The following is a 22,951-nucleotide window of genomic DNA, read 5'->3' on the forward strand; positions in this document are numbered from 1 at the left end:
TTCGTCGGATTCGCCTTTAGACTAGCCAACCGGCGAGAAATCCGCCGACAGCAGCTCGAAGGGCAAGGCGCCATAAGCAGCCACTGTGGCTTCGTCGTTCCATTCACGAAACTGCCGCGACGGTCGCGCTTCGAGCGTCCAGGCAGCTCGCGCGCCGTCGAGCGTCACCTTGCCGCGAAAATGCAGCACGTGTTCCCTGCCGGATCGGCTGATGGCCATGGCGCGCAGGCGGGCGACATGGTCGTCGCCGGCATTGATCTCCATTTCGATGCGGCGCCGGACCGGCGGAACGCCGATCCTGACGGTGATATCGAGCATCATGTCGCCGGTCGTTTGCGGACAGGCGATGGCCTGCGAAAACATCAGAGGCGCCGATGCTGCTTGCGGCTTGCGCGCGACCGGTCTGCCGCGCCAAGGTTTGGCGGGTGGCTCCTGTTGCAACCGGCCCTTCTTCCGCTTCAGGCGCAACTGCTTGGCAAGCCCGCGCGACAGCCAGACCAGGCCGCCGAAATCCGTGCGCGGCTTGGCTTGCAGAACCGACGACCAACGCGACAGGCCAGCTCCGTCGGCCATCTCTAAGATTCTGACCATTGTCGATTCCGGCACCGGAATGCCGATCTCGAACGCCAGATAGGATAGCGCCACCGCCGCTGGAACCGCCAGGCCGCGTCTGCCGACGATGTCGAGGAACATGTCCCAATCGACCTCTTCGCCATGGATGGCGACCGCGCAGTCGACAAGCCAGTCGCTGTGGGTGTGGGCGTCGAGGCCGCCATGGGCGATGGCCAGGGCCATGCGATCGGCCGGCGACGGCACGAAGACCGCGACGCCGCTGAATTGTGCCGGGACCGCCCGTTGCCAGATCGCCAGGTCGTCTTCCACGCTCGTCTGCGAACCGTCATAGCCGAGCTGGTGCAGGTCGATGTCGCCGAAACGGCCCTTGAAGAAGTTCATCGACCGCAGCGACGCCAACCGGGTTCGCAGATATTGCGCGCTGACGCCCGAGGCGATCTGCCAGTCGCGATCGCGCAAGATGTCGAAGACGGCAGCCATGTCGCGCGGGCGCACCAATATGTCGATATCATGCGCCACCCGGCCACGCTGCGCTGACGCGTTCAAGGCAATGCGGCTGGCGCCCTTTATCAGCATGATGTCGGCGCCGCCGTCGGCCATCGCCTTCAGCGCCGGCTCGGCCTCGCGCATCGCCATGCGCGACTTCGTCCACAGCATCTTCTGCAGGCCGACGAGGCGCGGATGGGCGGTATGCCCGGCCAGCTTCCTGCCAAACCTGTCGGAGATGGCGGCGAGCAGGCGATGTTCTCGAAACGAGACGAGATCGATGTCGTTCTCGTCCAGCCAGCGCGCGGCGCAGCCGGCGGCTGCGTCCTCGTCGGAGAGCAGCGCCGCCTTCAGCAGCAGGTCCAGCTGGCCGGTGGGCCACGACCAGCCATAGTCCGGGAAGCGGCGGCCGATGCGTCGAACGGGCCTGGCGTTCAATTGGAGCCTGCCTTGTTCCGGGCTCGCCGCTGCATGGCGAGCCTTGCGACCTGGAGATAGCCCCGGTCGCGTGCCGGATCGCGGCCGTAGGAAAGGCTGCCCGGACGGATGCGGCGCAATGCAAGCACGTCGTCGAGCATGGCAAGGGCAAGGCCTGCCTCACGAACCCGGGCGATCCAGTCGATCATCTCGCCGCGACCGCCTAGTGGGTCGATGATGGGACCGATGCGCGGCACCACCTCCTGGCGGATCATCATCGTCGTGCGCGACCAGCCAGCTCCACTGGTCGCATCGGGCAAATCGGGGCTGTCGCCGCGAAACGTCCGCCAATGCGTAAAGACGCCCGCTGTCCCGGGATGACGGCCGAGATAGGCCAGCTGCTTTTCGACCTTGTCCGGCAGCCACAAATCGTCGGCATCGAGCGTCGCGATGAGCGGCGTCGAGAGTGCCGCAATGCCACGGGTCGTTGCGCTGCCAGGTCCGGCATTGTCCTGTCGCAGCACCGTCACCGGCAGGTTCATCGCATCGATCACCGCAGCCGTATCGTCGGTTGAACCGTCATCGACCACGACGATGGCCTCCGCCTTTGCCGTCTGGGCCAGAACGGAGTTCAGGGCCGCGCCTATGGTGGCGGCCGCGTTGAAAGCCGGAATGACGACGCCGTAGCCTGCCATCAAAGGAACCGCCACTGCGCGAGATCCTTGAAGTCGAAGATCCCCTCCACCCGGCGCAAGCTGGGATCGGCCTTGCGACGCTTCATCGACTTGTGAATGGCGCGCATGAACTCGCGAAAGGGCACATCGGCTTCCTTGGTCATGTTGCCGGGATGACGCCTGTAATAGAGAGCCACCGTATCGGGCATAACGTATTTTGCCTGGCTCTCAAAGATACGCAACAGATAGTCGGTGTCCTCGGCCTGTTTGAAATCCTCGTCGAAACCACCGGTGCGCTCGATGAGGTCTCGCGCAAAGATCCCGGCGGACAGGTGGATCCCTCGCACGGTGATGGAGTGGCTGTCGGCGGCCGGTTCCAGCGTCTCGCCATCTATCTTGTCGACCAGCGTCATGCGCGAATAGGTCAGGTCGAGGCCCGGATCCTCTTCGAAGCAGGCGAGATCCGCCTTGAACCGCCCTATCGGGGAGATGTCGTCCGAATCGAGAAACGACACCAGACGAGTCTGCGGCAGCAACTGCTTCAGCCCGGCATTGCGCGCTTTGGTGACCCCGCCATTGATCTGCTGGAAAAGACGAATGCACGGGGCCTCGTCGATCAATGACCGCACGACGGCCGCAGAGCCATCGGTCGACCCATCGTCGATGACGATGATGTCGAGATCGATGTCTTCGCGCTGCCTGAGCAACGAGCGCAGCGCCAGGCCAACGAACTGTTCGCGATTGTAGACCGGCATGATGACGCTCAGCCTCATCGGCGTCTCCAGCAGCGTTGCGGGCTTGGCTGATCCGACCCGATTGTGTCGAGCATCATAGCATCCGCCAATCGGTGGGACTCTTCAATTCGAAGATGCCCTGGACCTCTCGCCGTGACGGATCGGCCTTGCGCCGCCGCATCGACTTGTGGATTGCACGCAAATGGTTGCGGACCCTGCCGCTATGTTCCTTGGTGACATTTCCGGCATGGCGTCGGTAGTAGATCGCGACGGCGTCCAACAATTCGTAGTTCGGTCCCGCCTCGAAAACGCGCAGCAGATAGTCGGTATCCTCAGCCTGCTCGAAATCCTCATCGAACTCGCCCGTCCGGTCGACAAGCCCTCTGCTGAACACGGCGGCGCTCAGCGAAATTCCCCGAAGCGTCATCGTGCGGCTGTCGACTGCCGGTTTCAGCCGCTCATCGTCGATCCGGTCGACCAGCGTCATCAGCGAATAGGTCAGCTCAAGCCCGGGGGTAGCCTCGAAGCGGGCGAGATCGGCCTTGAACCGTCCGGCCGGCGAGATGTCGTCAGAATCCAGAAACGAAACGAACTCCGCATCCGGCGGCAGTTGCCGCAGCCCGGCGTTGCGCGCCCTGGCCACGCCCATGTTGGATTGCTGGAACAGTCGGATACAGGGGTTTTCGCGCATCATCGAGCGCACGGCCTCAGCAGAGCCGTCGGTCGAGCCGTCGTCGATGACGATGATGTCGAGATCGGCGGCGTCCCGTTGCCGCACCAGCGAGCGCAATGCCGAAACGACATAGCGTTCACGGTTGTAGACGGGCATTATCACGCTCAGTTTCACGAATCGCCCCGCGCGAGAAAGTCCGCAATCGTGCCGGCTATCTCCTGGGGCTGCGTCCCCAGCGACAGACGATAGCACGGCAGCAGGCGGGTCAGGTCGCTGAAGAAGCGAAAGCCGCTCTCCCGCTCGCCCGGCATCTGCGCTATGCCCGACGGCGCCAAGGCGATCATGGCATCCCTGCGCGACACCGGCACGATCGAACTTGCCCCGCCACCGTCGATATGTGGCGCCAACAGCGCGACGATGTCCAGAGTTTCGGGCACCGGTCGGGGCGCGATGTCATCAATGTGAAAAGCATGCTTGCCTTGCCAGTTGAGCGGACCATGCGCCGGCAGCCGATGCTTCAGCCCAAGCCGCGCGAACCCTTGGGGATCCTGCTTGAGCGTTGAAAACAGTGGGCGGGCAGTCACGCCGTTGGCAAGGTCGACCAGCACATAGTCGTCGCCGACGCTGTCCAGTCCGTTGAGGAGGCCGGCGGCGACGGTTCCGGATTTCCCGGCGCCGCCCGCGCCGGCCAGCAGGACGCCCTTGCCATTGGCGCCGAGCGTGCCGGCATGGGCAAGGCGCATGCCGCGCGCCCCATATTCCCAATGCAGGAAAGCCCGCAGCGGCGCTCCCGGCTCCCACGGCGGAAAGGCGTCGGCCGAAGCCATCAATTGCACGCCAACGCGACGTTGCGGATCATAGAACTGCCAGAAATCCAGGTCGTGGAAATGGTTGCCACGCAAACCGGCTTCCGCCAGTTGGGTGGCGAAGCCATGCTGCGTGAAGGCTCCCTGGCCCCACCTGGCCGGTGCCGCGATGCCGTCTATGCCGGGATGCGCGACGAAGACGCGGCAGATGTCGGCAGGCGTTCGGTTGCCCGGAGCAGTGACAAAGCCATGAGCGACGGCATCCGCCAACGCGCCGGCGCTGACATGCGCGGTCAGATCCAGATGCGGCAAGCTCGCCTTGCGGGTCAGTGGATAATGCGCGGCGCTGCTCTCTGCTTGCGCCAGGACATGACGTGCGTAGTCAACCAAGTTTGCGAGAGTGATGTTCGGCATGGGTTTGCCTGTTCCGGAGCTGTCCGGCAACGAGAACCTGATGGGCGCTTCAGTTGGCTTGCTTCACCGCGGGCCAGCCGAGGGGCTCCTCGACCTCGTGGATGGGATCGACGACAATGAGATCGGCGAGATCGTCATGGATGTCGACCTTGAGGGGCTCTCTGGCAGCGGCGAGCTGAGCCAGCAATTCGCTTGGAACCGGTCTTGCCACGCCATCGGTTACGGCCGCCAGCAAACCGAATTCGAGCAATTGTGAAACAAAGCCGTCAATCGCGGCGGCATCGAGGGCGCCAATTCCGGTCGTGGCGCCGACCAGTTCGGAGGCAGGCACGCCGGACGACAGTGCATCCCAAAGTCTGCTGCCTGAATCAGAGAAGCCGAAATATTTGCCCGTGGTCAGGTCAAGAACGACGGCTTCGCCGTCGAAGGATTCAAAGACGATATCCTTGCTGGCAATGGCATAGATGCCGGATTGTCGCATATTTGCTCCCCCGCCGAGCAGGCCGCGGAGATGATCTTCGGGCCTTACGGTCAACCCCACCGTTGCAGGCGTCTAACCATTTGCAGGGTTTTTGGCAAGATGGCGCAGGCTCCGGGCGAGCGCAGCCGGTCACGCTTCGATTTCAAGCGCCGAAAGCGGCTTCGAGCAACAGGCGAGGATAAAGCCGTCCTCGATTTCGTGATCGAGGATGCCGCCATTGTGGCTCATCTCGACATCGCCCGCGACCTTCCTCACCTTGCAGGTGCCGCACAGGCCGAACTCGCAGGCGGCGGGAATCCGCACCCCAGAGGCGCGTGCCGTCTGCAGCACGGTCTGGCCGGCGACGCATTCGGCATCGACATCGGAAAGCGAGAACCGGATTGGTGTCACGGCCTCGACAGCAGCAGCGGCGCCGTCGTCCGCCGGCGGCGAGAACGGCGCCGGGATCTCCTCCACGGCAGGCGCCGCAAAGCTTTCCTGATGGTATTTCGCCATGTCGAAGCCGGCGGCGTCCAGCATGCCGCGCACGGCGCGCATGAAGGGATCGGGGCCGCAGCAGAAGATCTCGCGCTCACGGAAATCGGGCGCCAGCAATGGCAGCCGGATCGCGTCGATGCGGCCCATATGGCCGAACCAGCCCTCGCGGCTCGACCGCTCCTCGATCATGAAGCCGAGCGACAGGCCAGGCATGCGGCTGCCGAGCAGCTCGAGCTCCTTGCGGAAAATGATCTCTTCCGGGCGGCGCGCGCAGTTGACGAAGCCGACATCGGTCCATGGCGCGCAGTCGTTCAGCCAGCGCAGCATCGACATCATCGGCGTCACGCCGGAGCCGGCCGAAATGAACAGATATTTGGCCGCCGGGTGGCTGTGCAGCGAGAAGTCGCCGGTCGGCCCATAGGCCTTGACGTGCGAACCGGGCGTCAGATGGTCGAACATCCAGCGCGTACCGGTGCTGCCCGCCTGCGCCTTGACCGTCACCGCGATCGAGAACGGCCGCGACGGCGAGGACGACAGCGTGTAGGTGCGCATCAGCGGCCCGTCCGATGTCGGCAATTCCAGCGTCACGAACTGGCCCGGTTTGTAGCGGAACCAGGTCTGGTTGTCGGAGCGGAAGGTGAAGGTCTTCACGTCAGGCGCTTCGTCACTGACGCCGATCACTTCCAGCACCTGCAGCCTGTCGTTCCAGGGCGTCATCTGGTCGAGATGGCGATAGAGGCCAAGGTCCGTCATCGCATTCATCCTCTTGTCCCCTGGGCTAGGCGACGCTGCGCAGGGCCGGCCGGTCGCCTTCTGCAAGGCGCGGTCCGATGAACGACGCGTACCACTCGACGAACTGGATCACGCCGCCCTCATGCAGCTCCGAATAGGGGCCTGGTTCGTAGGCCGGCGACAAGATGCCGAAGGCGTTTTCCTCGACGATGCGACGGTCCTGGTCGTTGGTCTCGGTCCAGACATGGGTGAGCTCAGCGAGATCGTAGTCGACGCCTTCGACCGCATCCTTGTGGACGAGCCATTTTGTCGTCACCGCGGTTTCCGTGGCACTGATCGGCAGCACGCGGAAGGTGACGGCATGGTCGCCGAGGATATGGTTCCAGGTTGTCGGATAATGATAAAGCAGCAAGGAGCCGATGCGGTCGGTTGAAACGCTGTCGGACAGGTTCTTCTGGACCGCCCGTTTTCCCGTCATGGTGTAGCTGACGGCATCGCGCAGCAGCGGCGCGCGGGTGGCGCGGTACTGCCCTGCCGGATCGATGCGGAATTTGCTCGGCAGGCCTGATGCCTCGCATTTGGCCCAGTGCGCGACCATTTCAGGGTCGCTGTCGGCGCCGTTGACGCCGGTCACGGTCGGAGCCTCGGGGAAGGTCTTGCACAGCTCAGGATGATTGGCGGCGCAGTGATAGCACTCGCGGTTGTTTTCCCAGACCAGCTTCCAGTTGCCCTTCTCGACGATCGTGCTCTCGAAGGCGATCTTTGCTTCACGCAACCGGTGCGGCAAAAGATAGGGTTCGATCATCGCCCGCATCGGCGCGAAATCCGCCGGCTCCTTGGCCAGACAGATGAAGATGTAGCCGCCGACGCTCTCGCAGGCGACCGGCTTCAGGCTGAAATCACTCTTGTCGAAACCGTCGGCCATCTGGCGGGCAAACAGCAGGCGGCCGTCCAGCTCATAGGTCCACTGGTGATAGGGGCAGACGAGCTTTGCCGCCGTGCCCTTCTCCGTGTTGCATACACGGCTGCCGCGATGGCGGCAGGAATTGTGGAAGGCGTTGATCTTGCCGTGCTGGTCGCGGACAAGGACCACCGGATAGTCGCCGATCTGCACGGTGATGTAGCTGCCCGGCTTCGGCAGTTCGCAATCATGGCCGATGAACAGCCAGTCGCGATACCAGATCAGCTCCATGTCGAGCTTGAAGTAGTCCGGATCGGTGTAGAAGGGCTGCTCCAGCGAAAAGCCTTGCCGGCGCCCCTTCAGGAGCCTCAGCATGTCGTTGCGGGTATCCATGTCCTGTCCTCGTTTCTAAGGACTGAACTGGTGGTGATGGAGGAAGGATTGAAACGCAGGCCGGCTAGGTGCCAGACATGCGCTATCCACCTCTTGACCGCCCACCGCGATCAGTCGAGTCTAACAATCTCGGGCTGGTTTCCGGGCTCTGGAGTTGTCCTTGCGGACCATCGCGACACCTTCCCAGGCAGTTGCCCAGTGGTCTCCCGTTGCGACTTGAACTCCACCACCGTTGCGGGGGCAGCGCCGGATTCTGACCGGCTTCCCAATTCTCCGCCTCGTCGTCACGAAGCGGCACCTGAGATGGTATGATCTAACCACGATCGGGGGCGCGCCGTCGGCATGAAAACGACATCGTATCCATGCGGCGCGACACGGCCTGCGAACGTTCCCGCAGACCGTCGCGGGCTGAAATCCACCTCCCGGATGACCATTTTGCCGGCTGCGATATCCCCGAATCGGACCCCTTGGCGGGGTCAAAAAAGGTTAACGGTTTCGAAAAGTGACTATTAGCTCGATCTAAAATCGAACCGAACGGTTCGTTTCTGTTGACGGTGCGTGCAGGACGGTGTGAACGCTGGGCCTCTGAAACAGTCAGTGATCCATCCAGCGGTTACACTTAACATGCTGATTTAAAGAAGAAAAATATACCCGTAGATTCCCTTGGCACAATTTCAAGGTGTGGATTCATGGTCCACACGGAACAACTTCGTGATTGGAAAAGGCGGGGTTGCCCTCCCACATCGGGGCTGTCCGAACGACGCGATTTCATTTCCAAGACACGCCGCTAGACGGACGGAAAAAGACGATACTGGAGTACAAAAATGAAAAAGATCATTCTCACTGCCGCAGCCCTTCTGGCCATTTCCGGCAGCGCCTTCGCTGGTAGCGACCACTACGGTTCGAACGCCGCGGCAGCCACTGCTGTCGACAGCTCGTACACCGCTTCGACCAAGAAGTCGGAACCGGCTGCTCAGGCGCCTGCCCAGGGTGCTGACCGCAACCTCTTCGGCAACAACTAACAGCCGATTCCCAGTCGACGGCGGGCTCGCCCGCCGCCCTGGCGAAATTCAGACATTCAGGAGTATTTAAGATGAACAAGATCCTCATTGCTGCCGCCGCCGTTCTGGCCATCTCCGGCAGCGCTTTCGCCGGCAGCGACAACTACGGTTCGAACGGCTCCAACCAGCCTGCCGCCACGGTGGACCAGTCGTACACGGCTTCCACCAAGACCGCGGAATCGACTGCCCAGACGCCCGCTCAGGGCAGCGACCGTAACCTCTTCGGTCGCTAATAACCAATTCGCAAGCGACGGCAGCTGTGTCTGCCGTCCTGGCGAAATCCAGAATTCAGGAGATTAAAATGAACAAGATCCTTATTGCTGCCGCCGCCGTTCTGGCCATCACCGGCAGCGCGTTCGCCGGCAGCGACAACTTTGGCTCCAACGGCGCCAATCAGCCTGCGGTTACTTCGGTTGACAGCGCGCATACGAGCTCGGTCCGCAACAGCGGTGGCCTCGTCGAGAAGCTGCTCAATTCGTCGGGCGACGTGGAGAAGTCCGCCCCTCAGGGCAGCGACCGGAACCTCTTCGGCCGTTAACAGCCGAAGCTGATCTTCAACAAAAGAGCGGCGGGCCTAGCCCGCCGCTCTTTTGCGTCCGAGACGCGTTCCTGCCTCAGGCCGCCTTCGCTTCAGCCTCATGAAGGGCAAACGACCGTCCGTCAGCGTCGAAGATATGCAGGTCCTCGCCATTGGCGCTCAGCCGCAATGTCGAACCACGCTTGACCTCGACATTGCCGGGCAGCTTGGTCACCAGCGGCAGGTCGGCGCGACCGATGTCGACATAGACCAGCTGAACCTCGCCGAGCTGCTCGAGATAGTCGACCGTCCCCTCGAACAGATAGTCCGCGCCGCTGGCGATGATCAGGTCCTCCGGCCGCACGCCAAAGCTCACCGCAGCACCCTTCGCCGAAGCAGGCGTTGCGATCGGCACGGTTGCCTTGCGTCCGCCGACATGGCTGACGACGGTCGGATTGCCGGTCTTTTCGATGGTCGCGGGCAGGATGTTCATGGCCGGCGAGCCAATGAACTGGGCAACGAACAGATTGCCGGGCTTCTTGTAGAGATCCATCGGCGTGCCGACCTGCTCGATATGGCCGTCCTTGAGCACCACGATGCGGTCGGCCAGCGTCATCGCCTCGACCTGATCGTGGGTGACGTAGATCATGGTCGTGTTGGGCATCGATTCCTTGAGCTTGGCGATTTCGATGCGGGTGGCGACGCGCAGCGCGGCGTCGAGGTTCGAAAGCGGCTCGTCGAACAGGAACACCTTCGGATTGCGCACGATGGCGCGGCCGATGGCGACGCGCTGGCGCTGGCCGCCTGACATCGCCTTGGGCAGGCGGTCGAGATATTTGGTCAATTGCAGGATCTCGGCGGCCTGACGCACGCGGCGGTCGATCTCGGCCTTGTTCTCTTTGCCGATCTTCATCGAGAACGCCATGTTGTCGTAGACGGTCATGTGCGGGTAGAGCGCGTAGGACTGGAACACCATGGCGATGCCGCGCTTCGACGGCGGCACGTCGTTCACCACTTCGCCGGCTATTCTGAGTTCGCCGGAGGTGATTTCCTCGAGCCCGGCGATCGATCTCAGCAATGTCGACTTGCCGCAGCCCGACGGGCCGACGAAGACGATGAACTCGCCCGACTTAATATCGAGATCGATGCCGTGGAGAATGTTCAGATTGCCGTAGGACTTCTTCACTTGTCTTAGCGTGACATCGGCCATTGGTTTCCTCCAGTGATTGGAAATTCAGTCGAGACGCCCGAACCAGGCGCCGTAGCCGCCAAGCTCGATGGAACCGCTGTTCGCCTGCCCCGAAAATCCGTGCCCGGGCAGAGGTTGCAGCGATCGGCCGCCAAGGTCAACCTTGGCCGGCCCGGCTCCCAGATTGAAGATGCAGACGATCTGCTCGTTGCCCGCGCGGCGTGTGAAGGCGACGGTGTCGCCCTCACTTTCGATGAAATTGATATCGCCCTTGGCCAGCGCCGGATGGGCGCGCCGGAAGCTGAGAAAGCGCCGGTAGTGCTCGAGTAGCGAAGTCTCGTCGTCCTGCTGGACATCGACCGCTTGCGACAGATGCTTGGCCGGCACCGGTAGCCAGGGCTTTGCCGAGGAGAAGCCGCCATTTTTGGCGCTGCCTTCCCACACCATCGGTGTGCGGCAGCCGTCGCGGCCCTTGAATTCCGGCCAGAAGCGAATGCCATAGGGGTCCTGCAGATCCTCGAACCGAAGGTCGGCTTCGCCGAGCCCAAGCTCCTCGCCCTGATAGATGCAGACCGAGCCGCGCAGGGACATCAGCAGCGCCGAGATGACCTTGAGGTAGGCGATCGGGTCGGCCTCATTGGCCGCCCAGCGCGAGGCCGGGCGCATCACGTCATGGTTGGAAAAGGCCCAGCACGACCAGCCGTCGCTGGCGACCTTGCCGAAGGATTCCAGCACCGAGCGGACCTTGCCCGCGCTGATCTTTTCCGGCGCCAGGAAATCGAAGGAGTAGCACATGTGCACGCGCTTGCCGCCGGCGGTGTAGGCGGCAACCACTTCAAGCCCGCGCTGCGAATCGCCGACCTCGCCGACCGCTGCGGTTGCCGGATATTCATCGAGCAGGGCACGGAACCGTTCGAGGAAGCCGAGGTTCTCGGGGCGGCTCTTGTCGTAGAGATGGTCCTGGTAGTTGTAGGGGTTGACCGCCGGCGCGGTCTGGTCGTTGCGCTCTTCCGGCGGCAGCGGCGGATTGTTTTCCAGGCCCTGGCTGTGGAAGTAGAAATTGATGGTGTCGAGCCGGAAACCATCGACGCCGCGCTCCAGCCAGAAGCGGGTGACGTCGAGCAATGCGTCCTGGACTTCGCGGTTGTGAAAGTTGAGGTCGGGCTGTTCGGCCAGGAAATTGTGCATGTAATATTGCTGGCGGCTGGTGTCCCATTGCCACGCCGAGCCGCCGAAGATCGACAGCCAGTTGTTGGGCGGCGTGCCGTCCGGCCTGGCGTCTGCCCAGACGTACCAATCGGCTTTCGGGTTGCTGCGGCTCGACCGGCTTTCCTTGAACCAGGGATGATTGTCGGCAGTGTGCGACAGCACCTCGTCGATCATCACCTTCAAGCCCAGCCTGTGCGCCTCGCCGGTCAGCGCGTCGAAATCGGCCAGCGTGCCGAACATCGGATCGACATCGCAGTAATCCGATACGTCATAGCCGAAATCTTTCATCGGCGACTTGAAGAACGGCGAAATCCAGATGGCATCCGCGCCGAGTGCGGCGATGTAGGGGAGGCGGCCTATGATGCCCTTGAGATCACCGATGCCGTCGCCATTCGAGTCCTGATAGCTGCGCGGATAGATCTGGTAGATCACCGCGCCCCGCCACCAGTCGCGATCGATGGCGAGGTCAGGCTTCGAGCTGGCCTTCAAAGCGGATTGCATCGTCTCAGCCTCCTTTCACCGAGCCGGCAAGCAGCCCGCGGACAAAATAGCGCTGCAGCGAGAAGAACACGATCAGCGGCACGATTATGGTCACGAAAGCCGATGTCGTCAGAATCTCCCAGTCGCCGCCGCGCGAGCCCAACAGCGCGTTGAGCTTGGCGGTCAGCACGATCTGGTCTGCCTCTGTACCGAGGAAAACCATCGCCACCAGCAGATCGTTCCATACCCACAGGAACTGGAAGATGGCAAACGAAGCCAGCACCGGGAACGACAGCGGCAAAACGATCTTGACGAAGATCTCGAAATCGCTGGCGCCGTCGATGCGCGCCGATTCCATGATTTCGCGCGGCAGGCCGGCAATGTAGCTGCGCAGCAGGTAGATGGCGAAGGGCAGGCCGAAGCCGGTATGCGCCAGCCAGATGCCGAGATAGGTCTTCGACGGCATGCCGAAGAACGAGCCGACGCCGTTGTAAAGTTTCAAAAGCGGGATCAGCGACATCTGCAATGGCACCACCAGCAGGCCGATGATGACAGCGATCAGCAGCGCCCGGCCGGGAAACCGCATCCAGGCCAGCGCATAAGCGGCAAAGGCGGCGATCAGGATCGGGATGATTGTCGCTGGGATAGTGACGGTCAGAGAATTCATGAATGACCGTCCGATGCCTTCGGAGAACAGCACGGTTCTGTAGTTGTCGGTGGTGAATTTCGGCGGCGCCGACGAAGCATAATAGACACGCTGGCCGCGATCGCCTTCGAACGCTTTCGGGGACTGCATGACGAAGCTGCCGTCGGCATTGAGCTGCAAGGTCACGCCGTCGCCGAGATCGGCTGTGGTGCCGGCGGGATATTGCGTCGGTGCCGCCGATTTGACGCCGAAGGCGCTGATGTCGCGCTTGGCGCCGTCCCCGAAAATATTGCCCTGGAGGAGGAACTTGCCGTCCTTCTCGACCTGCGCCGAGGCGGGCGGCAGCCGGCTGGCTTCCGTCTGGGTGGAACTGGCGAACGAGTTCCACCAGCCCGAGGCGATGATCTGGTTCTTGTCGCGCAGCGACGAGACCAGGATGCCGAGTGTCGGTATGGTCCAGATCGCGACGAAGATGAGCACGGCGATGTGGACGCCAAAGCGGCTGGCGAAGGAATTTCCGGTCGCGACGGCCATCTCAATGTCCTCCCGTCTCTTTGTTCGCCTGGCGGATGTTCCAGACCATGATCGGAATGACCGCGATCATGATGATGATGGCGATGGTGGCGCCGCGGCCGAAATCGCCGCCGCCGCGGAACATCCAGTCGAACATCAGATTGGCCAGCACCTGGCTGTTCCACTGGCCGTTGGTCATGGTCAGCACGATGTCGAACACTTTGAGCACCAGAATGGTGATCGTGGTCCAGACCACGGCGATGGTGCCCCAGATCTGCGGCACCATGATCTTCCAGAAGATCTGGAACGGATTGGCGCCGTCGATGACAGCGGCTTCCAGCGTTTCCTCGGGGATGCCGCGCAGGGCGGAAGACAGGATGACCATGGCAAAGCCGGTCTGGATCCAGATCAGGATGATCATCAGGAAGAAATTGTTCCAGAACGGCAGCGATATCCAGACCTGCGGTTGGCCGCCGAAATGCTGGATGATGGCGTTGAGGATGCCGATCTGCGTCTGGCCTTCGCCCCGATACTCGTAGATGAATTTCCAGATGACGCTGGCGCCGACGAAGGAGATCGCCAGCGGCAGGAAGATCAGGCTCTTGGCGATCGTGCCCCACCAGATCTTGTCGGTGAGCACGGCGATGATCAGCCCGAGGAAGGTGCAAGCTGCCGGCACCACCGCGAGCCAGATGATGTTGTTGAGGATCGAGTTGCGGAACTCGCGATCGCCGAACGCCCATTCATAGTTCGCCAGGCCGACGAAATTGATGCCGCTGCGATCGAGGAACGACAGCCGCAGCGTCTCGACCACCGGATAGATCAGGTAAATGGTGAGGATGATCATCGCCGGACCGACGAACAGCCATGGCCGGACCAGCCCTTGCCGGCGCAGATTGTCGATGGCCGCGGCACCGGCGACGCCGCGTGACGGGAATATCAGGTCGACCAGCCTGTTGGCGCCCCAGAAATAGGCGACGCAACCGCCGACCCCGATGATGATGACAGTTATGGCCGAGAAAATCTGAGCCGCCATGGGTCCCTCTCCCCCTGCGCATGATCCGACAAGGAATGACCTTGGTGACGGGGACCAGGCGCCGATTCAGTTGTTTGGAGCACGTCATCGGCGGTTTGCGCACATTGCCGATCGCGCTTCATGTCAATGCGCTCATGACGAAAGGCTGCGGCACGGGCCGCCGTCGGATCCGGGCCAGTAGGGCCCGGACCCAGTGCGAGAATGGTTGGTCGCTTACGTGCCGGCCGCTACTTGATCGCGTCCCAGCTCTTCTGGATGTCGGTGGCGACGTCCTGCGCCGACTTGCCGCCGACCAGGTCGATCATGCCGGTCCAGAAGGCGCCGGCGCCGATCTTGCCCGGCATCAGGTCGGAACCGTCGAAGCGGAAAGTCGAGGCATTGGCGAGGATTTCGCCCTGCTTCTTCAGCGCGTCGCTGGCATAGGCATCCTTGTTGACCGACTTGAGCGGCGTCACGAAGCCGCCTTCGGCCATCCAGATCTCGTGGGCGAGCGGCATCTTCAGGAATTCGATGAACGCGCGCGCACTCTTGCTGTCCTTGGTGATCATCGCCAGCGTACCGGCGCCGAGCACGGGCGTGCCCAGTTCAGGCTTGGAGGCATAGGGCGGGAAGTAGAAGAAGTCCGCGTCCTGGCCGACCTTGGTGCCTTCCGGGAAGAAGGTCGGGATGAACGATGCCTGGTGGTGCAGGTAGCATTTCGGCGGCACCGAAAAGAGACCCTTCGGACTGTCGCGGAAATCGGTCGCCGCAACCGCCTTGGCGCCGCCGTCGACCATCTTGTCGTCGGTCGCGATCTTGCCGAATATGTCGATGGCGTTGACCACCGCCGGATCGTTGAACGGAATCTCGTTCTTCACCCATTTGTCGTAGACCTCCGGAGGCTGGGTGCGCAGCATCAGGTCTTCGACCCAGTCGGTCGCCGGCCAGCCGGTGGCGCCGCCGGAGCCGAGGCCGATGCACCATGGCTTGCCGCCATCGGCGATGATCTTCTTTTCGAGATCGGCGAGTTCTTCCTGGGTCTTCGGCACCTTGTAGCCGGCTTCCTCGAAATTATCCGGCGAGTACCAGACCAGCGACTTCACGTCGGCCTTGTAAGGGAAGGCGAAGAAGCCCGGCTTGCCGTCTTTGTCCTTGAAGGTGCCGAGATCGACCCATGACTGGCCGGCGCCATAATTGTCCTTGACCCATTTGGCGGTGTCGTCACCGAGTGGCGTCAAAAGGCCCTTCGATGCCAGATCCTGGATCAGGCCCGGCTGGGGCAGCACGGCGATGTTGGGCGGGCTGCCGGCCTGTGTGTCGATGACGATCTGCTGCTCGTAATTCTCCGAGGAGGAGTATTTGATCTCGACGCCGGTGGCTTCCGAGAAATAGTCGAGAACGCCGCGCACCAGGCCTTCGTCCTCGCCGCGCCACGGCCCGAAGATCGACAGTGTCTCACCCTTGAGGTCGACTTTCTTGAGTTCTTCGTAGTTCGCCCAGTTGAAGCGCTTGTCTTCGCCGGGCTTGAACTTCAGTTCGGCCTGCGCGGGCGCGTTCAGGGCGAACGTGGCAAACGCAGCACCCAGCAAAAGCATTTTCTTCATCGGTATTCCTCCCAGTGGGTCTCACACACCGGACGGAACCTCCATTCCGCCCGCCGACGCCGCAGGACTGTGACTCAGTCGGAAAGGAACCGCAACCTTTCGAAGAGTCTTCCAAAGCGCTTTGGCTTTTTCGATCACGCCATTGAATTGCCAGGAAGTCAAGAGGCTGGCGAATTAATCGATTTAGGTTCGCGCATCTTAACTCCTGAAAGTGCGCTGCAGCATACTATTATGGCGATGCAGCAGCAATTTTTGTTTCAAACACGCCCAAACCGCGTCTATGGTTCGGCTTGTATGGCTCGGCCTCGGTGGCACTTGGGTCGATTCAATTTAAAAGCGCTTTGAGGGAATGGAGACTTTCGTGAACCTCAAGCAGCTCGCCCACATGCTGGCACTTTCGCAAACCACGGTAAGCCGCGCTCTGAACGGCTATCCCGAGGTCAACGAGGAAACGCGCAGGCGTGTCATGGATGCCGCCAAGCGCCATGGCTACCGTCCCAACCCGAGCGCGCGCCGGCTGGCGACCGGCAAGACCGGCATGATCGGCTATGTCCTGCCGACCGGTGCGTCCGTCGACATCGATCCGCATTTCGTCGAGTTCCTGTCCGGTCTTGGCGACTATGCCCGCTCGCACGAGCTCGATCTTGTGCTGTCGCCGGCCGACGCCGACGACCAGGAAACCACCTACCGGCGCATCGTCGCCAACCGGCAGGTCGACGCCGTCTACATCTCCTCGCCGCGGCCCGTTGACCGGCGCGTGGCGCTGGTCAACACGCTCGGCATTCCCTTCATCGTCCATGGCCGCAGTGAGGGCTTCGACTTCGACTATGCTTTTACCGACATCGACAATGAGGGCGCCTTCCACGAAGCGGCCAGGCTGCTGATCCAGCTCGGTCATCGGCGGCTGGCGCTGATCAATGGTGACGACCGCGAGACCTTCGCCATCCATCGAGAACGCGGCGTGCGCCGGGCGCTTGCCGCGAGCGGACTGACATTGAGCGAACGCCATGTCTGCTCGGTCGATATGACCGAGGAGAACGGCTATCGCGCCACCAGGCGCTTGCTGGAAGAGGACGACGCGCCGACCGCGATCGCCTGCTCCAGCCTGATCATGGCGCTGGGCGTCGTGCGTGCGGTGCGCGACCTCGGCCTGAGCATTCCGGGCGACGTGTCGCTGATCGCCCATGACGATGTCTTCCCCTGGCTGAGGCCGGAGAATTTTTCGGTGCCGCTGTCAACGACGCGTTCATCGATCCGTCTGGCCGGCGCCCGTGTCGCCGAGCGGCTGGCGGCACGGATTTCCGGCCTGGAGGAGGGTGCCCGCGGAGAGGTCTGGCCGGTCGACCTGGTGGTTAGGGGATCGGTGGCGGGGGCGCCTGTTTAGAACTGTCTCCCGAAGCGCTGCAAGCGCCGACCTTACTCCTTCGCAGCCCCTGCCGCCTTGATGTCCAGCAGCCCGTAGCCGAAATCATTGTCGCGTCCCTTTGGGCCGAGATCCCTGGCCGTCGCCGCGAGCGCTTTCTCGATGTCGTCGGCCGAACGATCAGGCGCGGCATGGATGAGATTGGCGATGGCGCCACTCACGATCGCCGCCGCAAACGAGGTGCCTGTGACCACGTCCGAACCGCCGCCGCTCGGCGCCACCATCTCGACGCCGGGCGCCGAGATGAAGACATAGGCGCCGCGATTGGCCTGCGGCATCAGCCCATCCTTGGCGTCGGTGGCGGTGACTGCGATGACACCATCGAAGGCCGCCGGATAGCCATAGGGCGCCTTCGGCCCGTTGTTGCCGGCTGCGGCGACCAGCACCATGCCGAGTGCGCGGGCATTGCGGCAGGCGACGCCGAGCAAATCGTTCTTCGGCCCGACGAAGCTCATATTGATGATGCGCACGTCCTGTTCCGCCGCCCAGTCGAGCGCCGACAGGATGACGTCCATGGTCGACTTGCCGCCCTCGAAGGCGCGGGCGTGATAGATTTTTGCGCCCGGCGCCATGCCTTCCAGCACGCCGACGCCGGCGATCAGCCCGTCGATCGACGTGCCGTGATCGCGCTTTTCGATCGGCACGTCGGGCATGGCGTCGAACTGCCCGGCAATGACGCCCGACAGCGCCGGGTTGGTGTCGTCGATGCCGGTGTCGATCACCGCGATGCGAACGTTTTCGCCGCTGGCCTGTTTGGAATCGAGCGCGATATGATCGAACGCATAGTTGACGATGCCGGCGGCCTGCTGCAGCGAATACACATGATTGGGCTCGCGCCGCTGTGTGCGGCCGTCGGCGGCCAGTTGCGCCAGCACGACGCCGACGGGCCGGCCGTCGGGAATGCCGAAGCGCACCAGCGTGGTGCCAAGCAGCCGCGACTGGCGCTGCGAGCGCACCTGCAGGCCGAAGGAGGCGGCGATCTGCTGCACGGCACCGGCATCGCCGTCGACGGTCACCAGCACCTCGTCGGGCACGAAATCGCCGACCACGGCGCGCCGCGGCTGAACGGCGATGAGATCGGTCGGCGAGACGATCGGGCCGCCAGGCGGGGGGCCGGCTTGAGTATCGGCAGGCAGCGTCGCGGGTGCCGGCCGTGGCGTCGGCACAGGGGTCGGAGGCGCCTCCGGGTTGGGAAACAGGTCGACGATCAGCGCCGGCAGGAAGACGGCGCCGGATTGGCCTGCGTCCGATCCGCCCTTTGTGTCATTGCCGTTCTTGGCGCAGTCGGCTCCCGCCGCATTGGTCCCGTCGCGGCAGTCGATTTTGGTCTGGTCTGGATTGGGGTCGTTGGTCTGCGCCGACGCGGGCACGGCGACGATTGTCATCGCCGCCGCAAGGATTGCCGCAAATCGAATGACTGCCTCAGCCGCCATCAACGGGTTTCCTTCCCTCGATCACAGTTTCCGTGAAAGCCTGGGCGGCAACAAGGCCGATTTGCTTGTTGTAGTCGGCAGCGGTCGGGGCCGGAATGCCAAGCCGGAACACGCCGTCGGCGGTCGGTCCGCCGATGATCTTCAGCCCGTTGCTGCCGAGGAAGGCGGATATGTCCGACATGTTGGCATCCGGCTTGAACTTGACCAGGGCGAACGGCATTTTCGCCGGATCGTTTTCCGCGCCGGCAATCTCGAAATCATTGCCTTTGCCGCCTGGTTCGACAAACGACTGCACCATGACCAGGGCCAGCAGAACCGCGGCTGCCGCCCAGGCGACACCGACCGGCACCGCCATGAAGCGGCCCCAGGCCTGCGCCAGCCAGGACGATCCTGCCGGCTTGCGCGCAGGCCCGGCCTCGGCGTCGAGTGCCTTGGCAAAGCGGCTGAGCGCATCGGCCGGCGGCCGGATTGCTTCGTTGGCGGCCGTGGCGCCGGAGAATTCGGCTTCAGCCTCACCAAGGGCGGCAAGTGCGGCCGGATCGCTGGCCAGCCATTCCTCGACCGCTTCCAGATCGGAACCTTCCAGCGAGCCGTTCAGGTAGAACGGCAGCAGCGTTTCCATTTCGTCGCGGCGCGACATCTTTTCAGCGGCGCTCATGGCCACCCCCTGTCGTAACCGGCGGCCTTGAGGGCCTCTCCGAGTTTCTTGCGGGCGTAGAACATCCGGGTCTTGACGGTGGCGACCGGAATGTCGAGCACCTCGCCGATCTCGCTCACCGACTGTCCGTGATAATAGGCAAGATCGATGACGACGCGATGCTCTTCGGGCAAGGTTTCGACGAAGCGCCGCAGGGCGGCGGCCTTGTCTTCCTTCATGGTGACGACTTCCGGCGTGTCGGCGCCGTCGGGCACCGCGGCGGCGGCCTCGTCGTCGATCCAGTCTTCCTTCTTCTTGCGCAGAAAGGACAGCGCCTTGAAACGGGCGATGCCGAGCAGCCATGTCGAGACTTCGGAGCGCCCTTCGAAGCCCGGCGCCTGGCGCCACAGCTCGAGGAAGACTTCGTTGGCGATATCGTCGGCCATCATTTCCGATCCCGTCTGGCGCGTCACGAAGCGGTAGACCCGCGCATGGTGACGCATGAACAGGAGCCGCACGGCGGCACGGTCGCCCTTCGCGACCCGGTCGACGAGAGCGCGATCGGTCTCCGTCGCTGCCGTCATGGCCGGTCGAGCCGCCTGGCTCCTGTCTGCTCTGTCGCTGATCGGTCCAAAAAGGTTCATCCTCCGCCAAGGAATTTTTAGGAGGCTAACCGAAGAGCGGGGCGGTTGCCAGAGCATCCCTTCTCCCCCGTCACTATACGGGGAGAAGGTGCCGGCAGGCGGATGAGGGGCGGCGCCGGCGTTCGCTGTTCATATGCCATGTTGGCGCTGCCCTCATCCTTACCCTCTTCCCGTAAAGGACGGGGAGAGGGGGACGCCAACGGAGCGCTTGTCACCCCAAAAACGGCTTCGCCTTCATCGTCTCCGGTATTGCCACACCCAGCCGGCTCAGCACTGTCGGCGCCAGCTGCAGCTGGTCGAGCAGCGTGTCGGCCTGCGGACCCTTATCTTGTCCAAAATAGTACAGCGCGAAATCCTGCATCTCGTCGTCATGGCCGCCATGATGGCCACGATCGGTCTGGCCGTGATCGGCGGTGACGATCACCTCATAGCCGGCTTCGATCCAGCGCGGCAGGAAGGCCGCCAGCATGCCGTCCATCGCATAGACGGCATGGTCCATCTCGTGGCAGTCGTGGCCGAAGCGGTGTCCCATCGAGTCCAGCGTGCAGGTGTGCAGGATGCCATAGTCGATGCCATGGCGTTTCGTCAGCATCGTCAGCGTGGCGAACAGGTCGACATCGCTCGGCGTCATCTGGTTGCGGAGATTGTAACCAGTCATGGTGTGGAAGCGGCCATGCGTGATCGGCCCGCTTGGCTCGTCGAATTCCATGTCCTCGACCAGGTCGAACGGATAGGCGCGGAAGAATTCCGACCAGTAGGAATGGGTCACCGCCCCCGTCTTGCCGCCTGCCTTGCTGACCTCGGAGAAGATATCGGGCTGCTCGACGCGGAACCGGTTCTCGTTGGAGAGAATCCCGTGCACCTGCGGTGAAACCCCGGTGTGGATCGACGCATAGCAGCAGGCCGAGGTCGACGGCAGCACCGAGCGCATTTTCCAGACGCGCGCCTCGCCCGATTGCACCCAGCCTTCGAGATTGCCCATCAGCCGGCGCCAGTTCCGGTAAGGCACGCCGTCGAGGATGATCAGCAAAAGCTTGGATTTGAGCGCCATGGGCGGCTCCTTGCGGCTTGGCAGTTGAAACGGAACGCCGTGTGCCGTCTTGGGCACACGGCGTTCTTGATAGATGAAATCGGACGATCAGAGTCCGCTCAAGCGTTGAGCCAGCACTCGGCAAGCGCGTAGCCGTCCATCATTTCGCCGATAGGGCTCTTGGCATAGCCGCCGATCTTGTTGGTGGCGGCCGCGTCGATGAACTGGTTGAAGAAGGGCACGATCAGCCCGCCTTCGTCACGCATCATCACTGCCATATCGTGGTAGATCGCCTGGCGCTTGGCCTGGTCGAGCTCGCCGCGCGCGGTAAACAGCATCTTGTCGAATTCCGGCCGCTTGAAGCGCGTGTCGTTCCAGTCGGCGGTCGAGACATAGCCGGTGGAATACATCTGGTCCTGCGTGGCGCGTCCGCCCCAGTAGGAGAGCGAGAAAGGCTGCTTGTTCCAGACCTCCGACCAATAGCCGTCGCCGGGTTCGCGCTTGATCTCGATCTTGATGCCGGCTTTGGCGCAGGACTGCTGATAGAGCTGTGCGGCATCGACGGCGCCCGGGAAGGCGACGTCCGAGGTGCGCAGCACGATCGAGCCGCTGTGGCCTGATTTCTTGTAGGCTGCCGCCGCCTTGTCCGGATCGAACTTGCGCTGCTCGATGTCGGCGGAAAACAGCGGATAGGCCTCGTTGATCGGGAAGTCGTTACCCACCGAGCCATAGCCGCGCAGGATCTTTTCCAGCATCTCGTCGCGGTCCATGGCTAGCTTCAGCGCCATGCGCAGATCGTTGCTGTCGAAGGGGGCGGTGTCGCAGAACATATTGAACGGGTAGTAACCCTTGCCCGAGACGTTCTCGATGGAAACGCCGGCGATGCGCTTGACGAGATCGACGACCTTGGGTTCGACGCGGTTGATCATGTGCACCTGGCCGCCCTGCAAGGCTGCAAGCCGTGCCGTCGCATCATTGATGACGATGATCTCGACCTGGTCGGCATGGCCGGCCTTGTCGCGCAGCCAGTAATTGGCGAAACGCTCGCCGCCATGGCGCACGCCGGGCTGGTTGACGCTAACTTTATAGGGACCGGCGCTGATGCCGGCGTTCGGATCGTCCTTGCCGCCATTCGGCTGGATGGTGAGATGATAGTCGGCCATCAGATAGGGGAAGTCGGCATCGGCGTCGCCGAGCGTGACGATGACCTCCTTGCCGCTCGCCTTGATCCCCTTGATGTTCTTGAGGATGCCGAGTGCTCCGGACTTGGACTTCTCATCCGCATGTCGCTCGATGGTGGCGGCAACATCCTCCGCGCCGACCGTCTTGCCATTGTGGAACTCGATGCCGTCGCGGATCTTGATTGTCCATGTCTTGGCGTCGGCCGAGGCGCCAATCTCCTCGGCAATCAGGTTGACCAGCTTGTTGTCCGGTGTGAGGCGCACGAGATACTCGCCCCAAAGCTTGCCGAAGCTGAAGGTAACCTGGCTGAGGTTCAACGCCGGATCGAGACTGTTGGTGGATTCACCGCCCTGCAGGCCGGCCTTGATGATACCGCCCTTCACCGCCGTCTGGGCAAATGCCTTGCCGGCCAGCGCCGGCATCAGGGCCGCCGATACGCCGAGCGCGGCGGCGCGCCCGAGAAAGGCGCGACGCGATATCCGGCCTTGACCGGCGAGTTCAGCGAGATAATCGAGTTCAGTCTTCATGTCCTACCCCTGTTTAAAAGTCGTGCGAGCGGCGCTTGTCCCGAAGGACGTGTGGCGTTCTAGTGTTGCATCCGGATGAC

22 protein-coding genes and 1 riboswitch are annotated in these 22,951 nt (G+C 62.8%); of the genes, 4 read left to right on the forward strand and 18 right to left on the reverse strand.

Annotated elements, in window-relative coordinates; genetic code table 11:
* Positions 1-21: 21 nt before the first annotated feature.
* From NKH06_RS23810 to NKH06_RS23845, 8 genes are all read right to left on the reverse strand, one after another.
* The gene (locus NKH06_RS23810; protein ID WP_352894250.1) at positions 22-1,497 is read right to left on the reverse strand and encodes a nucleotidyltransferase family protein; all 1,476 of its coding nucleotides are present in this window, start codon (positions 1,495-1,497) and stop codon (positions 22-24) included.
* Positions 1,494-2,171, reverse strand: coding sequence for a glycosyltransferase family 2 protein (locus NKH06_RS23815; RefSeq protein ID WP_352894251.1), 678 nt, complete (start codon positions 2,169-2,171; stop codon positions 1,494-1,496). Before NKH06_RS23815 ends, NKH06_RS23810 begins: the two co-directional genes overlap by 4 nt.
* A complete protein-coding gene (locus NKH06_RS23820; protein ID WP_352894253.1) occupies positions 2,171-2,923 on the reverse strand; it encodes a glycosyltransferase family 2 protein in 753 nt (250 codons plus the stop codon). The genes NKH06_RS23815 and NKH06_RS23820 overlap by 1 nt, the downstream gene beginning before the upstream one ends.
* Positions 2,924-2,978: 55 nt before the next feature.
* A complete protein-coding gene (locus NKH06_RS23825) occupies positions 2,979-3,713 on the reverse strand; it encodes a glycosyltransferase family 2 protein (protein WP_352761323.1) in 735 nt (244 codons plus the stop codon).
* 14 nt (positions 3,714-3,727) lie between these two features.
* Positions 3,728-4,777, reverse strand: a complete 1,050-nt coding sequence (locus NKH06_RS23830) for a serine kinase (RefSeq protein WP_352894256.1) — start codon at positions 4,775-4,777, stop codon at positions 3,728-3,730.
* 49 nt (positions 4,778-4,826) lie between these two features.
* Positions 4,827-5,258: a PqqD family protein gene (locus tag NKH06_RS23835; RefSeq protein WP_352440475.1), complete on the reverse strand. Its 432-nt coding sequence runs from the start codon at positions 5,256-5,258 to the stop codon at positions 4,827-4,829.
* Between the two features lie 129 nt (positions 5,259-5,387).
* On the reverse strand, positions 5,388-6,488 hold the full coding sequence (locus tag NKH06_RS23840; protein ID WP_352761320.1) for an FAD-binding oxidoreductase: 1,101 nt from the start codon (positions 6,486-6,488) through the stop codon (positions 5,388-5,390).
* Between the two features lie 25 nt (positions 6,489-6,513).
* Positions 6,514-7,761, reverse strand: a complete 1,248-nt coding sequence (locus NKH06_RS23845) for an aromatic ring-hydroxylating oxygenase subunit alpha (protein ID WP_023813654.1) — start codon at positions 7,759-7,761, stop codon at positions 6,514-6,516.
* A gap of 115 nt (positions 7,762-7,876) precedes the next feature.
* Positions 7,877-8,078, reverse strand: a riboswitch (cobalamin riboswitch).
* Between the two features lie 507 nt (positions 8,079-8,585).
* Between NKH06_RS23845 and NKH06_RS23850 the strand changes: the two genes are divergently transcribed.
* The 3 genes from NKH06_RS23850 to NKH06_RS23860 all read left to right on the forward strand — a co-directional run bounded on the left by NKH06_RS23850 (position 8,586) and on the right by NKH06_RS23860 (position 9,360).
* The gene (locus NKH06_RS23850; protein ID WP_013528268.1) at positions 8,586-8,783 is read left to right on the forward strand and encodes a DUF680 domain-containing protein; all 198 of its coding nucleotides are present in this window, start codon (positions 8,586-8,588) and stop codon (positions 8,781-8,783) included.
* 71 nt (positions 8,784-8,854) lie between these two features.
* On the forward strand, positions 8,855-9,055 hold the full coding sequence (locus NKH06_RS23855) for a DUF680 domain-containing protein (protein ID WP_352554602.1): 201 nt from the start codon (positions 8,855-8,857) through the stop codon (positions 9,053-9,055).
* A gap of 68 nt (positions 9,056-9,123) precedes the next feature.
* Complete coding sequence (locus tag NKH06_RS23860; RefSeq protein WP_023813652.1) at positions 9,124-9,360, forward strand: DUF680 domain-containing protein; 237 nt, start codon at positions 9,124-9,126, stop codon at positions 9,358-9,360.
* A gap of 76 nt (positions 9,361-9,436) precedes the next feature.
* Here the strand turns inward: NKH06_RS23860 and NKH06_RS23865 are convergent, their stop codons facing one another.
* From NKH06_RS23865 to NKH06_RS23885, 5 genes are all read right to left on the reverse strand, one after another.
* Positions 9,437-10,549 (reverse strand): ABC transporter ATP-binding protein, encoded by a 1,113-nt coding sequence (locus NKH06_RS23865; protein WP_023813651.1) that lies wholly within the window; start codon positions 10,547-10,549, stop codon positions 9,437-9,439.
* Between the two features lie 24 nt (positions 10,550-10,573).
* Positions 10,574-12,238: a beta-galactosidase BglA gene (gene bglA / locus NKH06_RS23870; protein WP_352894263.1), complete on the reverse strand. Its 1,665-nt coding sequence runs from the start codon at positions 12,236-12,238 to the stop codon at positions 10,574-10,576.
* Positions 12,239-12,242: 4 nt separating this feature from the next.
* Positions 12,243-13,397, reverse strand: coding sequence for a carbohydrate ABC transporter permease (locus tag NKH06_RS23875; RefSeq protein WP_352894266.1), 1,155 nt, complete (start codon positions 13,395-13,397; stop codon positions 12,243-12,245).
* A gap of 1 nt (position 13,398) precedes the next feature.
* Positions 13,399-14,412 carry a carbohydrate ABC transporter permease gene (locus tag NKH06_RS23880; protein ID WP_023813648.1) on the reverse strand — a complete coding sequence of 338 codons (1,014 nt, stop codon included), beginning with the start codon at positions 14,410-14,412 and terminating at the stop codon, positions 13,399-13,401.
* A gap of 227 nt (positions 14,413-14,639) precedes the next feature.
* Positions 14,640-15,995 carry an ABC transporter substrate-binding protein gene (locus tag NKH06_RS23885; protein ID WP_127267791.1) on the reverse strand — a complete coding sequence of 452 codons (1,356 nt, stop codon included), beginning with the start codon at positions 15,993-15,995 and terminating at the stop codon, positions 14,640-14,642.
* A 361-nt stretch (positions 15,996-16,356) separates the two neighbouring features.
* On the opposite strand from NKH06_RS23885, the gene NKH06_RS23890 reads away from it, so the two are divergent.
* Positions 16,357-17,379 (forward strand): substrate-binding domain-containing protein, encoded by a 1,023-nt coding sequence (locus NKH06_RS23890; RefSeq protein WP_023813647.1) that lies wholly within the window; start codon positions 16,357-16,359, stop codon positions 17,377-17,379.
* A 32-nt stretch (positions 17,380-17,411) separates the two neighbouring features.
* On the opposite strand, the gene NKH06_RS23895 is transcribed toward NKH06_RS23890, so the two are convergent.
* From NKH06_RS23895 to NKH06_RS23915, 5 genes are all read right to left on the reverse strand, one after another.
* A complete protein-coding gene (locus NKH06_RS23895) occupies positions 17,412-18,851 on the reverse strand; it encodes a S8 family serine peptidase (protein ID WP_023813646.1) in 1,440 nt (479 codons plus the stop codon).
* Positions 18,841-19,509, reverse strand: a complete 669-nt coding sequence (locus NKH06_RS23900; RefSeq protein ID WP_023813645.1) for a hypothetical protein — start codon at positions 19,507-19,509, stop codon at positions 18,841-18,843. The genes NKH06_RS23895 and NKH06_RS23900 overlap by 11 nt, the downstream gene beginning before the upstream one ends.
* On the reverse strand, positions 19,506-20,072 hold the full coding sequence (locus tag NKH06_RS23905; protein WP_023813644.1) for a sigma-70 family RNA polymerase sigma factor: 567 nt from the start codon (positions 20,070-20,072) through the stop codon (positions 19,506-19,508). The genes NKH06_RS23900 and NKH06_RS23905 overlap by 4 nt, the downstream gene beginning before the upstream one ends.
* 271 nt (positions 20,073-20,343) lie before the next feature.
* Complete coding sequence (locus tag NKH06_RS23910) at positions 20,344-21,183, reverse strand: alkaline phosphatase family protein (RefSeq protein ID WP_023813643.1); 840 nt, start codon at positions 21,181-21,183, stop codon at positions 20,344-20,346.
* Between the two features lie 98 nt (positions 21,184-21,281).
* Positions 21,282-22,871, reverse strand: a complete 1,590-nt coding sequence (locus tag NKH06_RS23915) for an ABC transporter substrate-binding protein (protein ID WP_128302766.1) — start codon at positions 22,869-22,871, stop codon at positions 21,282-21,284.
* Positions 22,872-22,951: the final 80 nt, after the last annotated feature.

The organism is Mesorhizobium sp. M1342 (genome assembly GCF_040317955.1).
Lineage (GTDB): Bacteria > Pseudomonadota > Alphaproteobacteria > Rhizobiales > Rhizobiaceae > Mesorhizobium.

Excerpts from the sequence above, each read along its gene's own strand:
- bglA (WP_352894263.1), bottom strand. The coding sequence starts at position 12,238 with ATGCAATCCGCTTTGAAGGCCAGCTCGAAGCCTGACCTCGCCATCGAT.
- NKH06_RS23880 (WP_023813648.1), bottom strand. The coding sequence starts at position 14,412 with ATGGCGGCTCAGATTTTCTCGGCCATAACTGTCATCATCATCGGGGTC.
- NKH06_RS23905 (WP_023813644.1), bottom strand. The coding sequence starts at position 20,072 with ATGACGGCAGCGACGGAGACCGATCGCGCTCTCGTCGACCGGGTCGCG.
- NKH06_RS23855 (WP_352554602.1), top strand. The coding sequence starts at position 8,855 with ATGAACAAGATCCTCATTGCTGCCGCCGCCGTTCTGGCCATCTCCGGC.
- NKH06_RS23840 (WP_352761320.1), bottom strand. The coding sequence starts at position 6,488 with ATGACGGACCTTGGCCTCTATCGCCATCTCGACCAGATGACGCCCTGG.
- NKH06_RS23895 (WP_023813646.1), bottom strand. The coding sequence starts at position 18,851 with ATGGCGGCTGAGGCAGTCATTCGATTTGCGGCAATCCTTGCGGCGGCG.
- NKH06_RS23830 (WP_352894256.1), bottom strand. The coding sequence starts at position 4,777 with ATGCCGAACATCACTCTCGCAAACTTGGTTGACTACGCACGTCATGTC.
- NKH06_RS23860 (WP_023813652.1), top strand. The coding sequence starts at position 9,124 with ATGAACAAGATCCTTATTGCTGCCGCCGCCGTTCTGGCCATCACCGGC.
- NKH06_RS23835 (WP_352440475.1), bottom strand. The coding sequence starts at position 5,258 with ATGCGACAATCCGGCATCTATGCCATTGCCAGCAAGGATATCGTCTTT.
- NKH06_RS23910 (WP_023813643.1), bottom strand. The coding sequence starts at position 21,183 with ATGGCGCTCAAATCCAAGCTTTTGCTGATCATCCTCGACGGCGTGCCT.
- NKH06_RS23875 (WP_352894266.1), bottom strand. The coding sequence starts at position 13,397 with ATGGCCGTCGCGACCGGAAATTCCTTCGCCAGCCGCTTTGGCGTCCAC.
- NKH06_RS23885 (WP_127267791.1), bottom strand. The coding sequence starts at position 15,995 with ATGAAGAAAATGCTTTTGCTGGGTGCTGCGTTTGCCACGTTCGCCCTG.
- NKH06_RS23825 (WP_352761323.1), bottom strand. The coding sequence starts at position 3,713 with ATGCCCGTCTACAACCGTGAACGCTATGTCGTTTCGGCATTGCGCTCG.
- NKH06_RS23915 (WP_128302766.1), bottom strand. The coding sequence starts at position 22,871 with ATGAAGACTGAACTCGATTATCTCGCTGAACTCGCCGGTCAAGGCCGG.
- NKH06_RS23815 (WP_352894251.1), bottom strand. The coding sequence starts at position 2,171 with ATGGCAGGCTACGGCGTCGTCATTCCGGCTTTCAACGCGGCCGCCACC.
- NKH06_RS23850 (WP_013528268.1), top strand. The coding sequence starts at position 8,586 with ATGAAAAAGATCATTCTCACTGCCGCAGCCCTTCTGGCCATTTCCGGC.
- NKH06_RS23820 (WP_352894253.1), bottom strand. The coding sequence starts at position 2,923 with ATGAGGCTGAGCGTCATCATGCCGGTCTACAATCGCGAACAGTTCGTT.
- NKH06_RS23865 (WP_023813651.1), bottom strand. The coding sequence starts at position 10,549 with ATGGCCGATGTCACGCTAAGACAAGTGAAGAAGTCCTACGGCAATCTG.
- NKH06_RS23900 (WP_023813645.1), bottom strand. The coding sequence starts at position 19,509 with ATGAGCGCCGCTGAAAAGATGTCGCGCCGCGACGAAATGGAAACGCTG.
- NKH06_RS23845 (WP_023813654.1), bottom strand. The coding sequence starts at position 7,761 with ATGGATACCCGCAACGACATGCTGAGGCTCCTGAAGGGGCGCCGGCAA.